12 protein-coding genes are annotated in these 12,547 nt (G+C 44.4%); 8 read left to right on the top strand and 4 right to left on the bottom strand.

Annotated features, from left to right (window positions below; all coding sequences use genetic code 11):
• The first annotated feature begins 13 nt into the window (after positions 1-13).
• Together ACO06Y_RS04080 and ACO06Y_RS04075 are read left to right on the top strand one after the other, a co-directional pair.
• Positions 14-1,240, top strand: coding sequence for an MFS transporter (locus ACO06Y_RS04080; RefSeq protein WP_422082556.1), 1,227 nt, complete (start codon positions 14-16; stop codon positions 1,238-1,240).
• Positions 1,241-1,297: 57 nt separating this feature from the next.
• Positions 1,298-2,437, top strand: coding sequence for a Gfo/Idh/MocA family protein (locus tag ACO06Y_RS04075; protein WP_422082555.1), 1,140 nt, complete (start codon positions 1,298-1,300; stop codon positions 2,435-2,437).
• Positions 2,438-2,545: 108 nt separating this feature from the next.
• On the opposite strand, the gene ACO06Y_RS04070 is transcribed toward ACO06Y_RS04075, so the two are convergent.
• Genes ACO06Y_RS04070 through ACO06Y_RS04060 form a run of 3 tightly spaced genes read right to left on the bottom strand, consistent with a single transcriptional unit; the run spans position 2,546 to position 6,473 of the window.
• The gene (locus ACO06Y_RS04070) at positions 2,546-3,010 is read right to left on the bottom strand and encodes an ASCH domain-containing protein (RefSeq protein ID WP_422082554.1); all 465 of its coding nucleotides are present in this window, start codon (positions 3,008-3,010) and stop codon (positions 2,546-2,548) included.
• Positions 3,011-3,053: 43 nt separating this feature from the next.
• Positions 3,054-4,763 (bottom strand): GMC oxidoreductase, encoded by a 1,710-nt coding sequence (locus ACO06Y_RS04065; protein ID WP_422082553.1) that lies wholly within the window; start codon positions 4,761-4,763, stop codon positions 3,054-3,056.
• A 9-nt stretch (positions 4,764-4,772) separates the two neighbouring features.
• Positions 4,773-6,473: a GMC oxidoreductase gene (locus tag ACO06Y_RS04060; RefSeq protein WP_422082551.1), complete on the bottom strand. Its 1,701-nt coding sequence runs from the start codon at positions 6,471-6,473 to the stop codon at positions 4,773-4,775.
• Positions 6,474-6,633: 160 nt separating this feature from the next.
• Between ACO06Y_RS04060 and ACO06Y_RS04055 the strand changes: the two genes are divergently transcribed.
• The 6 genes from ACO06Y_RS04055 to nadD all read left to right on the top strand — a co-directional run bounded on the left by ACO06Y_RS04055 (position 6,634) and on the right by nadD (position 11,476).
• Complete coding sequence (locus tag ACO06Y_RS04055) at positions 6,634-7,686, top strand: sugar phosphate isomerase/epimerase family protein (protein ID WP_422082550.1); 1,053 nt, start codon at positions 6,634-6,636, stop codon at positions 7,684-7,686.
• Between the two features lie 20 nt (positions 7,687-7,706).
• The gene (locus tag ACO06Y_RS04050) at positions 7,707-8,465 is read left to right on the top strand and encodes a 3-keto-disaccharide hydrolase (protein WP_422082549.1); all 759 of its coding nucleotides are present in this window, start codon (positions 7,707-7,709) and stop codon (positions 8,463-8,465) included.
• Positions 8,466-8,570: 105 nt separating this feature from the next.
• Positions 8,571-9,386, top strand: a complete 816-nt coding sequence (locus ACO06Y_RS04045; protein ID WP_422082548.1) for a 3-keto-disaccharide hydrolase — start codon at positions 8,571-8,573, stop codon at positions 9,384-9,386.
• Between the two features lie 37 nt (positions 9,387-9,423).
• Positions 9,424-10,281: a YicC/YloC family endoribonuclease gene (locus ACO06Y_RS04040; RefSeq protein ID WP_422082547.1), complete on the top strand. Its 858-nt coding sequence runs from the start codon at positions 9,424-9,426 to the stop codon at positions 10,279-10,281.
• Positions 10,278-10,877 (top strand): guanylate kinase, encoded by a 600-nt coding sequence (gene gmk, locus ACO06Y_RS04035; protein WP_422082546.1) that lies wholly within the window; start codon positions 10,278-10,280, stop codon positions 10,875-10,877. The genes ACO06Y_RS04040 and gmk overlap by 4 nt, the downstream gene beginning before the upstream one ends.
• Positions 10,878-10,891: 14 nt before the next feature.
• The gene (gene nadD, locus ACO06Y_RS04030; RefSeq protein ID WP_422084232.1) at positions 10,892-11,476 is read left to right on the top strand and encodes a nicotinate (nicotinamide) nucleotide adenylyltransferase; all 585 of its coding nucleotides are present in this window, start codon (positions 10,892-10,894) and stop codon (positions 11,474-11,476) included.
• A gap of 10 nt (positions 11,477-11,486) precedes the next feature.
• Here nadD and ACO06Y_RS04025 read toward each other — a convergent pair whose 3' ends face one another.
• The gene (locus tag ACO06Y_RS04025; protein WP_422082545.1) at positions 11,487-12,479 is read right to left on the bottom strand and encodes a CAP domain-containing protein; all 993 of its coding nucleotides are present in this window, start codon (positions 12,477-12,479) and stop codon (positions 11,487-11,489) included.
• Between the last annotated feature and the right edge of the window lie 68 nt (positions 12,480-12,547).

Below are 12,547 nucleotides of genomic sequence, written 5' to 3'. Positions count from 1 at the left end.
GAGTAGAGGCATTATGAAAATAGGAGTTCGTTTGCAGCTGTCCCTAATGATGTTTTTGGAATTTTTTGTCTGGGGCAGTTGGTATGTTACCATGGGAATCTATTTGCCGAATACCTTGGGATCTGATGGTGCGGAAATAGCCATGGCCTATTCCACCCAGTCCTGGGGTGCCATTTTGGCTCCGTTTATCATTGGACTCATTGCCGATCGATTCTTTAACGCAGAACGTATTTTAGGCGTATTACATCTTTTGGGGGCCCTATTGATGTACCTCTTGTACCAAACCACGGACTTTACGTTGTTCTTCCCTTATCTTTTGGCCTATATGATTTTATACATGTCCAGCTTGGCCTTGGTCAATTCCGTGTCCTTTAACCAAATGAGGAATCCTGCCAAGGAATTCGCCCAGGTTCGTGTTTTTGGAACCATTGGATGGATAGCGGCGGGACTCCTTATCAGTTATTTGAATTGGGATTCCCAAGAGGGCATATCGGAAGGCATCCTAAGAAACACTTTTCTAATGGCCGCAATTTCATCGGCACTACTCGGGGTCTTTTGCTTTACCCTTCCGAAAACCCCTCCCAGAATGGACAAAAACAAGAAAGTAAGTATTTCGGATATTCTGGGCTTGGAGGCATTGGGACTCTTAAAAGACCGCAATTTTTTGATTTTCTTCATGGCATCCGTCCTTATCTGTATTCCCTTGGCCTTTTATTACCAACATGCGGGACAGTTTTTGGGCGAGATTGGGGTGGCCAATCCCGCAGGAAAGATGACCATTGGTCAGATCTCGGAAATTCTCTTTATGCTTCTACTTCCGTTCTTTTTCAAAAAGTATGGATTTAAAAAAACCATGTTGGTGGCCATGTTGGCTTGGGCCTTGCGCTATGTACTATTTGCTTATGGTAACCCGGGAGAGCTGGCCTTCTTATTATTGTTGGGGATTGCCCTGCACGGGATCTGTTACGATTTTTTCTTCGTTTCCGGACAGATCTATACCGATAGTAAGGCAGGTACCCATATTAAAAGTGCGGCCCAAGGATTGATTACCTTGGCTACCTACGGCCTAGGGATGCTTATCGGCTTTTGGATCGCAGGTAAAATTACCGATACCTATGTTTCTACGGAGGGCGCCCATGCATGGGAGATTATTTGGCTGTATCCGGCGGCATTTGCCCTTTTGGTATTTTTTCTGTTTTTTATTTTCTTCAAGAACGAAAAAATTACCTATAAAGCTTAGATATTTTCTATATATTAATCACATAAAAATCAACACCTATTTTAAAGTATTACCATTATGCCAAAGAAGATCAGATTAGGAATTTTAGGAGGGGGCGGGGATTCTCTCATAGGAGTTTTGCACCGGGTCGCTTCCCATATCAATGACAATTATGAAATAGTAGGAGCGGTTTTTAATCCGGTTTATGAAGAGAACATAGGTTTCGCCAAGGAAATAGATGTTCCTACCGATCGTATCTACAAGGATTTTGATGCTTTTATCGAAGGAGAAATGAACTTGCCCGAAGAAGAGCGTATTCAGGTCTGTTCCGTACAAACCCCTAACTTCCTCCATTTTCCCATGGCCAAAAAATTACTGGACAATGGGTTTCATGTTATCTGTGAAAAGCCGATGACCACCACCTTGGAAGAGGCAAAAATATTGCAGGAAGCCCATGAAAAGGCAGGAACGGTATTTGCCCTTACCCATACCTATACCGGTTATCCCATGGTGCGTCAAATGCGTGAAATGATAAAATCCGGGGCTTTGGGAAAAATCCATAAGGTAGATGCCCGGTATTATCAAGGGTGGATCAATACCATTATCCATGATAAGGAGAAGCGATCATCCGTATGGCGCCTGGATCCTGAAAAAGCAGGGATCAGTTCCTGTATGGGCGATATTGGGGTGCACGCCTTTAACTTGGTGGAATATACTACGGGACTTCGGATAAAATCCCTATTGTGCGATTTCAACTATTTATATGAAGACAATAAGATGGATGTGGACGGTACGATCCTTGTTCGAATGGATGACCATGTCAAAGGGGTTATCCGGGGAAGTCAAGTGGCTACCGGGGAGGAAAACGGACTGGCCATTGCTATTTATGGCGAAAAGGCCGCGTTCCGTTGGGAGCAGGAAAGGCCTAATTTCCTCTATAAAATGAGTGATACCGAACCCACCCAAGTATACAAACCTGGGCATGCCTACAATTCCGAATTGTCCCTAGACGGTACAAAACTACCACCGGGGCATCCCGAAGGCATATTCGATTCCATGGCCAACATCTATTTGGGAGCTGCCAGGGCCATACGGGGAGAGCAATATAATGATGGGGAATTCCCTACCATGTTGGATGGCGTTCGCGGGATGAATTTCATCGAAGCCACGGTAGAATCCCATAAGGGAGGTAATGTTTGGGTGAAGATGGAGAATTGACCTCTACAAAAACATATCGGAAGGACTATAAATAGGATAAGGCCCTAAAAATTAAAAACTTTTAGGGCCTTATCCCTGTAAAGATGTCAACTACAAAATGATTTGGAGCTATCGCTCAAATACCTTCTCAAATTCTTGGCATACAATGATCATACTGTCCCTTGGTACACGCCCAAAGGGCTCCAACTCCCGGGTATAATAATCCCAGTGTACACGTTGCCAATACTCTAAGGATTTATCTCCTTCGCCTTCCAGTTTGGCATATTCCTGGTCAATACTGAAATAGGGCTTAAATGAGACTTTGGTAAGCCTTACTATGCATTGGGCTTTGCCTTCCCAATCGGTAACAACAATAAAATCTCCAGTTTTGGGCAAGGTTTCCTTTCGATATTGAAGTCCTAATAATGAATCGGAAGTGGCCCTTTTAACCCCTTTCTTCACCAGTTTTGCACATTCATTGGCATCCGCCTCGTTGTCACAAAAATGAATGACGTTCGGTGCGTCTACAAAGGCAAATTCCAAATGGGCATCCAAAAAGTCACCCCACATATTTCTAGCGGAAGCGTTGTCCATTGATCAGTGTTTTGGTATCGCAAAATACGCTCATAATTTCTATCTAGAAAATAGTTTTATTTTTCAATTGTTCGGCTGCATGATTGGCCGCCCTTGCCGTAAATGCCATATATGTTAAGGATGGGTTCACACAACTTGAAGAAGTCATAAAAGCTCCATCGGTAACATATACATTTTTAACGGCATGTACTTGATTGTTCTTGTTCACCACTGATGTTTTTGGGTCATGACCCATTCTGGCACCTCCCATTTCATGAATGGCGGATCCAGGATTGGAAGTCGCATCATATCCTTGTACATCCACGAATCCGGCTTTTTCGAAAATGGCAATGGCCTCGTTCATCATGTCTTTCCGCATCTCCAGTTCATTTGTTTTTAACTCCACATTAAAATCCAATAATGGTAGGCCCCACTGGTCTTTTTTAACGGAACTTAGCGCTACCTTATTGTCATCATAGGGTAAAAACTCCCCAAAAGCAGTCATCCCAATTTGCCATTGCCCTGGCTTAAGGATAGCTTCCTTCAACTTATCCCCGTATACCGCTTCTGCAATCAAATCGGACCAATTGTTTCTGCTCGCGCCCCCTTGGTAACCGAATCCGCGTAGATAGTTTTTACGTTCCGTGTTCCCTCCAAGGTTTGTAAATCTGGGAATATAAAAGCCATTTGGCCTTCGTCCTTTATAGTATTTGTTCAAGTAACCCTTGATAGTGGCACTGGCACCTACTTTAAAATGATGGTCCATAATATGGGTTCCCAGCTTTCCCGAATCATTTCCCATTCCGTTGGGAAAACGATCGGATTTGGATTTTAATAAAATTCCGACCGATGCCATTGCGGAGGCACAGAGAAAAATGACTTGTGCCTTAAATTCCATCTTTTCATGGGTCTCCGTATCTATGACCTTTACACCTGTTGCTCGTTTGGAAGCCTCATCGTATATCACTTCATGGACAATGGAATTGGGCCTTAGCGTCATATTTCCTGTTCGCTCGGCAGCCGGAAGCGTGGAGGAGTTGCTACTAAAATAGCCACCAAAAGGGCACCCTCTTTGGCATCTGTTTCGGTACTGGCATGGCCCTCTATTGGCAAAGTCGGTTGTTTTTTTTGTGATATGCGCTGCGCGACCGATAGTTAACAAGCGGCCATCATCAAAATTTTTGGACATGCTGGCTTGAAGTTCCTTTTCCACGCAGTTAAGCTGCATCGGAGGTTGAAACTTGCCATCGGGTAATTGTTTTAATCCCAAGTTTTCCCCGCTTACCCCGATGTATTCCTCAACCTTATCATACCATGGGGCAATGTCCTTATATCGCACCGGCCAGTCCACACCGTGCCCATCCTTCTTATTGGCCTCAAAATCAATGTCGCTCCAGCGATAGCTTTGCCGTCCCCAGGTCAGCGATCGGCCACCTATTTGATAACCTCGAATCCAATCAAAATGTTTGGTCTCTTCATAGGGGTGCTCCAGGGCATTGACAAAAAAATGCATGGCATCCCGCTGTCTGTCCACACCTCCTCGCGGTAATAGGGAAAAGGTTTTCTTTTCCTGGCGGGTGAGATTGCCCCTGAATTCATAATCCCATGGATCGTCGTTCATAGTAGGGTAATCCTCAATATGCCTTACCATCCTTCCTCGTTCCAGGACTAAGGTTTTTAAACCATTCTCACAGAGTTCCTTGGCTGCCCAGCCCCCACTAATTCCGGTGCCCACCACTATGGCATCATATATTGTATTTGGATTTATGGACATGTACTGAATTTATGAAAACTTTCCGGCCTTGAACTGTTCTGCCGCATGGTTGGCCGCCCTTGCCGTAAAGGCCATATAAGTGAGGGAAGGATTTACACAGCTCGAGGAACTCATGAAGGCCCCATCGGTCATATAAACATTGGGAACTGTGTGGACTTGATTGTTTTTGTTCGTAACGGAGGTATTGGGGTTATGTCCCATTCGGGCTCCACCCATTTCGTGTATACCCAAACCTGGGCCGGTAGATTCCTCATAGGGTTCAACGTCCTTAAAACCCGCCTTGGTAAACATATCTACTACCTCCCGTATAATGTCCTCTCGCATCCTGTATTCATTTTCCTTGAATTCCACATCAAAATCAAGTTGGGGCAGTCCCCACTGATCTTTTTCCGTAGCGCTTAAAGTCACCTTGTTGTCATCATAAGGAAGGAACTCTCCGAAACCAGTCACTCCAATTTGCCAATTTCCAGGCTTCAGTATGGAATCCTTCAAATTTTTCCCATAGCCCATCTCCTTGATGGAAGCGGACCAATCTTCCCTACTGGCACTGCCCTGATATCCAAAACCCCGAAGATAATCCCGCTTGGTCTTTTCGTTCAGATTCACCCACCGGGGAATATAAAATCCGTTAGGCCGCCTGCCCTTGTAATATTTATCCAAATAGCCGTCTATTTTGGCAGTGGCCCCCAGTTTATAATGATGATCCATTATATTCCTGCCGAGCATCCCGGAATCATTGCCAATTCCATTGGGAAAACGACCGGACGTGGAGTTCAATAAAATTCCAACCGATGCCATTGCGGAGGCACAGAGAAAAATGACCCTTGCCTTAAATTCCATTTTTTCATGGGTTTCCGTATCAATGACCCGGACACCCGTGGCTTTTTTGGAAGCCTCGTCGTATATCACTTCATGAACAATGGAATTGGGCCTTAACGTCATATTCCCTGTCCGTTCGGCGGCTGGAAGTGTAGAGGAGTTGCTGCTAAAATATCCGCCAAAAGGACAACCCCGCCAGCATCTATTCCTGTATTGACAAGGATTCCGCCCTTCCACCTGGGCCTGCTTATCCGTAATATGCGCAACCCGTCCAATGGTCAGTAAACGGCCATCGTCATATTTTTCGGCCATTGTCTTTTTGAGGTCGTCCTCGCCACAGATCAAATCCATTGGAGGTTGAAACTTGCCATCGGGCAATTGTCTTAATCCCAGGTTTTCCCCACTTACCCCGATGTATTCCTCAACTTTATCGTACCACGGGGCAATGTCCTTATAGCGTACCGGCCAATCCACCCCGTGACCATCCTTTTTATTGGCCTCAAAATCGATATCGCTCCAGCGATAGCTTTGCCGCCCCCATGTCAGGGATCGGCCACCCACATGGTAGCCACGGATCCAGTCAAAGCGTTTGGTCTCTACATACGGATGCTCCAAATCGTTTACAAAAAAGTGTTTTACATCATCTTTGGGAGCCCAATTAACGCGTAGTTGCTTATGATATTTTTTCCTATCCTCGGCGGAAAGTTCTTTCTTATAGGGAAAATCCCAAGAATCCATATTCATTGTGGGATAGTCCTTGATGTGTTCCACTATTCTTCCCCGTTCCAATACCAAGGTCTTTAAACCATTCTCACAGAGTTCCTTGGCCGCCCAGCCTCCACTAATGCCCGTTCCCACCACAATGGCATCAAATACTTCTTCTTGATTCATATTGGATTTCTTATTTTAATTCTGATGGTTTTCCTATATTTATGATTTCCCTAAGCAAAGCAGAAACCAAGGGAAATTTTGGAAAACTAAATATAGGATTTATTCTAACACTTCCGTAAAATATAAAACCATAATCAAATTAATATAGAATACTATACCGATGAAGACAATTAAAGGACCTGCCGTTTTTTTGGCACAATTTGTAGATAGCAAGGCACCTTTTAACTCGCTGGACGGCATGTGCCAATGGGCGGCCGATTTGGGCTATAAAGGAATTCAAATTCCTACTTGGGAAAGCTTTTTGATCGATTTGGATAAAGCTGCGGAAAGCCAAACCTACTGTGATGAACTTAAGGGGAAGGTGAATTCCTATGGATTGGAAATTACCGAACTATCCACACATCTGCAAGGTCAATTAGTTGCGGTACACCCTGCCTTTGATATCATGTTCGATGGTTTTGCGCCCGATAGTGTAAGGAACAATCCCAAGGCCCGCACGGAGTGGGCGGTCGATGTGGTCAAAAAGGCCGGCACGGCGAGCAGAAGGTTAGGGATTACGGCACATGCCACTTTTTCCGGATCTCTTTTATGGCACACCTCATACCCTTGGCCACAAAGGCCTCCGGGACTTGTGGAGATGGGCTTTGAGGAATTGGCCAAACGGTGGAAGCCCATTCTGGATCATTTTGATGAGGAAGGGGTGGATGTCTGCTATGAAATACACCCTGGCGAGGATTTACATGATGGGGATACCTTTGAGCGTTTTTTGAAAGCTACCGGAAACCACAAAAGAGTCAATCTACTTTATGACCCTAGCCATTTTGTACTTCAGCAATTGGATTATATAGCCTATATAGACTTTTATCATGAGTTTATAAAATCTTTCCACGTAAAGGATTCCGAATTCAACCCAACGGGTAAAAAAGGAGTTTATGGTGGATATAATGACTGGGAAAATCGGGCCGGTCGTTTTCGTTCCTTGGGAGATGGTCAAATCGATTTTAAAACGATTTTCTCCAAACTAACTCAATACGGTTGTGACGTTTGGGCCGTAATGGAATGGGAATGTTGTATTAAAAGCCCTGAACAGGGGGCTAGGGAAGGTGCCATCTTTATCCAAGACCACATTATCGAAGCCACCCAAAGAACCTTTGACGATTTCGCCGGAGGCGAAACGGACAAGGAAGTGCTCAAGAAAATACTCGGAATTTAAAAATCGCTAAAACCTAAACTATGAAACAGCTTTTTTGTATTATGCTCATAACCCTATCCGCTTTAGGGTGCAAGGAGAAAGCAAAAACATCTGGCGATGAAGCCACGGGTGAGGCTATTTCGGAAGCCGATGTCACCACCACCGAGAACGAAGAATGGATCGTTCTTTTTGATGGCACCTCTTTCGATGGATGGAAAGAATATCTAAAGGAAGACATTTCCGAACATTGGAAACTGGAGGATGGAGCCATGGTCTTTTACCCCCCAAAAGATCGAAAAAAAGGGGAGAGCTATAACCTGGTGACCGAAAGGGAGTTCACCGATTTTGAACTTTCCTTGGAGTGGAGGATTGCCGAGGGAGGCAACAGCGGCATCTTTTGGGGTGTTGCGGAAATGCCTTCGCTCAAACAACCGTATCAAACCGGGCCTGAAATACAGGTACTCGATAATGAGAAACACCCAGATGGTAAAAATGGAACCAGCCATCAGGCAGGGGCCTTATACGATATGGTATCCCCGACCAAGGATGTTACCAAACCGGTCGGAGAGTGGAATACCTGTGTATTGGCCATTGATCATAAAACGAATAAGGGAAGTGTTTCTCTGAATGGGGAGAAAATAGTTGAGTTCCCTGTGAACGATCCCGAATGGAGTACCATGGTAGCCGATTCAAAATTTGCGGATTGGGAGCATTTTGGAAAACATACCACCGGTAAAATTGGACTGCAAGACCATGGGGATGGGGTAGCATTCCGTAATATAAAGATCAAGGAGCTATAGCAGGGAATCGCTAGGGACATTTGAATTGTAAATCGAGCCCGTGCAAGAGATTTCTGTACAAGTTACAAACACCAAGGATTAAAATACCTCACTAACACTTTATTTATGAAAAGACTACTCACATTAATCACCTTTTTTTCGCTTTCCATTGTATTTGGACAGGAAGCCATATTGGGAGAGACCCCGGGAATATTAAAAGATGGGGTAATCGTGCACCCCGAATATGCAGGTCCGGAACCGACCAAGCCCGAAGCCACGGAATTCTATGAGCCCAAGGTTCCCAAAGTTACTCCAGGAACAAATGGTGGTCCGCCGAGCGATGCCATTGTCCTTTTTGACGGTACAAGCTTTGATGGTTGGGTGAGCTCAAAAGATGGCACTTCTCCCGTTCCATGGCATTTGAACGAGGACGGAAGTATGACCGTTGCCGACAGAACTGGGGATATACAGACCAAACAAAAGTTTGGGGATATGCAACTACATATTGAATGGCGATCACCATTACCGGTTCAGCGAAAGAACCAAAATAGAGGTAATAGCGGTATTTTTATCAGTGGCCTTTATGAGATACAGGTCCTGGATCAAAATGATAACCCTACTTACGTCAACGGTCAAGTAGGATCTATATACAAGCAGGGGCCACCATTGGCTATGGCCTCGGTACCTACCGGGGATTGGAATACGTATGACATTATCTATCATGCACCTGAGTTTAACGCAGATGGCAAAAAAACAAAATCCGGTACCGTTACGGTTATCCATAATGGCGTGTTGATTCAGGACCATACGGAAATCAAGGGTACCACACCTTATATAGGATGGCCCAAAAACCCGCCACACGGCAAAGGCCCGTTAAAACTTCAAGATCATGGAGACGACAGCCGGGTCAGATATAGAAATATTTGGGTACGGGAACTGTGACCCTTTCACCTGGATATTTTGTAATTAAAACATACGTATGATTCAATCCATGACCGGTTTCGGGAAGCATGTGATACAACTTCCTGCAAAAAAAATTACGATTGAGTTAAAATCACTCAATAGCAAGAGCTTGGATTTGAATGCCCGAATGCCTTCGGCCTACCGCGAAAAAGAATTGGAACTCCGAAAGCTTATTGCCCATGAATTAACCAGGGGAAAAGTCGATTTTGGACTGTATATAGAATACACCGGGGATGAGACTTCGGCCCAGATAAATGAAGGTGTTGTACGACAGTATATGAAGCAATTGAGGTCTATTGCCCAAGGAGAAGATGCGCTCTTTTTGGAAATGGCCTTACGATTACCTGATGCCTTAAAAACGGACAAAGATGATATAGATAATGCTGAATATGCCGCCATCCTCGAAGCTTTAAAAACGGCTATTTCCGAAATACAAAAATTCCGCACCCAAGAGGGCCAGATATTGGAAAAGGATTTTATGGAAAGGATAACTACTTTGGAGTCCCTGCTGAAGGAGGTGAGGACCATGGATCCGGAAAGGCAATCAACAATTCGCGAACGTTTGGAAAAGGCCGTAGCCGATTTAAAGACGGATGTGGATGCCAACCGTTTTGAGCAGGAGCTTATTTATTATCTGGAGAAATATGACATTACCGAGGAAAAAGTTCGGCTTGCCAATCACTTGAACTACTTCTCCAAAACGTTGGGCTCAAAGGATTCCAATGGTAAAAAACTTGGCTTTATTTGTCAGGAAATCGGTCGTGAGATCAACACTATTGGCTCAAAGGCCAATTATGCCCCTATGCAACAACTGGTCGTCCAAATGAAGGATGAGTTGGAAAAGATAAAGGAACAAATGTTGAACGTTTTATGACGAAAGGGGGCAAATTGATCATATTTTCGGCCCCTTCAGGGAGTGGTAAGACTACTATCGTACGTTACCTTTTGGCACAGCCGGATTTGAATCTGGCCTTTTCGGTCTCTGCAACTTCAAGACAAAGGAGAGGTAAGGAAAAGCAGGGTCAGCATTATTATTTCATGTCCGTTTCGGAATTCAAGAAACACATAAAGAACGATGATTTTCTGGAGTGGGAAGAGGTATATCGGGATAATTTTTATGGCACCTTAAAAAGTGAGGTAGAACGATTGTGGTCCGAAGGCAAGAACGTAATCTTTGATATTGATGTGGTAGGGGGGCTTAGGATAAAAAAGAAATACCCGGAAAGGACACTTGCCGTTTTCGTAAAACCACCAAGTGTGGACGAACTAAAGATCAGACTAAAAAAACGGAGCACGGAAAGCGATGACAAGATTAATATGCGTATTGCAAAAGCGTCCGTGGAAATGGCCACCGCCCCACAGTTTGATAAGATCATCAAAAATTACGATTTGGACAAGGCACTTGAAGAAGCACATGCTCTGGTTGCGGAATTCATTGGGAATACGCCCTCGTTGAAAAACGAGGCTTAAAAAGGGAAGTGAAATTGAAAAGAATCGGCCTTTATTTTGGCACGTTTAACCCTATTCATATCGGCCACCTCATTATCGCCAACCACATGGTGGAGTTTTCCGATTTGGACGAGGTCTGGTTTGTAATTACCCCTAGGAGCCCTTTTAAGACCAAACAAACGCTTTTGGATAACCATCATCGGTATCAAATGGTATTCGAAGCGGTAAAGGAGTACCCCAACTTAAAACCCAGCAAGATAGAATTTGATTTGCCCCAGCCCAACTATACCATCGACACCTTGGTACGTTTGGATGAGAAGTATGGACATAACAGTGCATTTTCGTTGTTGATGGGAGAGGACAATCTCAAAGGGTTTCATAAATGGAAAAACTACGAAGCCATTTTGGAAAACTATACCCTTTATGTCTATCCTAGGATTTCAAAAGGAACGGTGGAGAATCGATTAAAGGAGCACCCCAAAATCCATCGCATAGATGCACCCGTAATGGAGATTTCCTCAACCTTCATCCGTAAAAATCATAATGCTGGGAAAAATATAAGGCCTTTGCTCCCGGAAGCGGTTTGGGTATATATGGATGAAATGAATTTTTACAGATAATCTTGAAATCTCAATTGTTCACGTCAAAAAGTGTAACCTCATAAGTGAAATTCTTCATTTCTCCATTAAGATTTACATCTTCCAAGGTCACGGTATAAGAAATGTCCTCGGAACTATTCGTATTTACACCTTCGGGCACCCAGACAATGGTACGATCCCCAAAAGCGTTGTCTAATTCCTCTAAAGATAGTGAGAGGGAATTTCCATCCACGTCTTTCATAGAAACTTTGGTAGCTGTAAAATCGGCATTTCTTATAGAGAAGGACCAGCGTGAATACACCAGGTTATTGGGAACATATCCTTCAGGGGGCCATGCAACAAATTCGGGTTCGTCCTCTGGAGGTGAGCCTGCATTTCCGAGCACCCAAATGGCGTTGGCCCTTTCCGTATTGCCAACCCCAATTTCCTGCAGTCGCGGCCATAGCAACCATCTTCTATGGCCTACCGGACCGTTGCTGGATCCTTGATCTCGGATATAGGCATCTATAGCCTGGGCATTTCTGGCCATGGCCAATAACGAATTTCCAGCACCTTCCTTGCCGTCTTCACTAAAGCACTTCCAACTATTGGGAGGCGAATGGTCCAGAGCTCCATTGGCGTGCATCATAAGGGCCGATTGTTGGGCCTTTTCACTCTTTGTGGCATTCTCCGATATGTCATTGTTTAACCCTACGGCCTTTCTAAAATAGGCCAAACGCATAAAGATTTTTTCTTTTGTACCTTGAGGGACGGAACCGGCGTTGCAGGAAGGTTCATCCCCTGTCCAAGCTACATCCCCATTGGTGCTGGCAGAGGCCAAATAGTGATCCTCATACAATTCCTTGGCCGCTAATCGGGCCGAGTTATCCGACAGAGGTTGTCCGTTATCGGTACCATCATCCATAATTTGTCCATCGTCGGTACTGTCATCAATGTTGGGCGAAGCTGTTTCCTTACTACAAGCCGCTACTATAAAAACACAAATTAGTAGGGATAAGAATGAGTTACGAGGTACTATGCGCATATTAGAAATCGTTTGGGTATACACCTTAAACGAAGGATTTCCCAAAAAGCACAATTTTTTCGATAAAC

The sequence above is a fragment of the Ulvibacterium sp. genome (genome assembly GCF_965228935.1).
Classification (GTDB): Bacteria; Bacteroidota; Bacteroidia; order Flavobacteriales; family Flavobacteriaceae; genus Ulvibacterium.
This window is presented reverse-complemented; position numbering and strand designations above follow the sequence as displayed.

Bases quoted from the DNA above. Each gene is read 5' to 3' on its own strand.
- ACO06Y_RS04045 (WP_422082548.1), top strand. From the start codon at position 8,571: ATGAAAAGACTACTCACATTAATCACCTTTTTTTCGCTTTCCATTGTA.
- ACO06Y_RS04050 (WP_422082549.1), top strand. From the start codon at position 7,707: ATGAAACAGCTTTTTTGTATTATGCTCATAACCCTATCCGCTTTAGGG.
- ACO06Y_RS04025 (WP_422082545.1), bottom strand. From the start codon at position 12,479: ATGCGCATAGTACCTCGTAACTCATTCTTATCCCTACTAATTTGTGTT.
- ACO06Y_RS04080 (WP_422082556.1), top strand. From the start codon at position 14: ATGAAAATAGGAGTTCGTTTGCAGCTGTCCCTAATGATGTTTTTGGAA.
- gmk (WP_422082546.1), top strand. From the start codon at position 10,278: ATGACGAAAGGGGGCAAATTGATCATATTTTCGGCCCCTTCAGGGAGT.
- ACO06Y_RS04070 (WP_422082554.1), bottom strand. From the start codon at position 3,010: ATGGACAACGCTTCCGCTAGAAATATGTGGGGTGACTTTTTGGATGCC.
- ACO06Y_RS04060 (WP_422082551.1), bottom strand. From the start codon at position 6,473: ATGAATCAAGAAGAAGTATTTGATGCCATTGTGGTGGGAACGGGCATT.
- ACO06Y_RS04065 (WP_422082553.1), bottom strand. From the start codon at position 4,763: ATGTCCATAAATCCAAATACAATATATGATGCCATAGTGGTGGGCACC.
- ACO06Y_RS04055 (WP_422082550.1), top strand. From the start codon at position 6,634: ATGAAGACAATTAAAGGACCTGCCGTTTTTTTGGCACAATTTGTAGAT.
- ACO06Y_RS04075 (WP_422082555.1), top strand. From the start codon at position 1,298: ATGCCAAAGAAGATCAGATTAGGAATTTTAGGAGGGGGCGGGGATTCT.
- ACO06Y_RS04040 (WP_422082547.1), top strand. From the start codon at position 9,424: ATGATTCAATCCATGACCGGTTTCGGGAAGCATGTGATACAACTTCCT.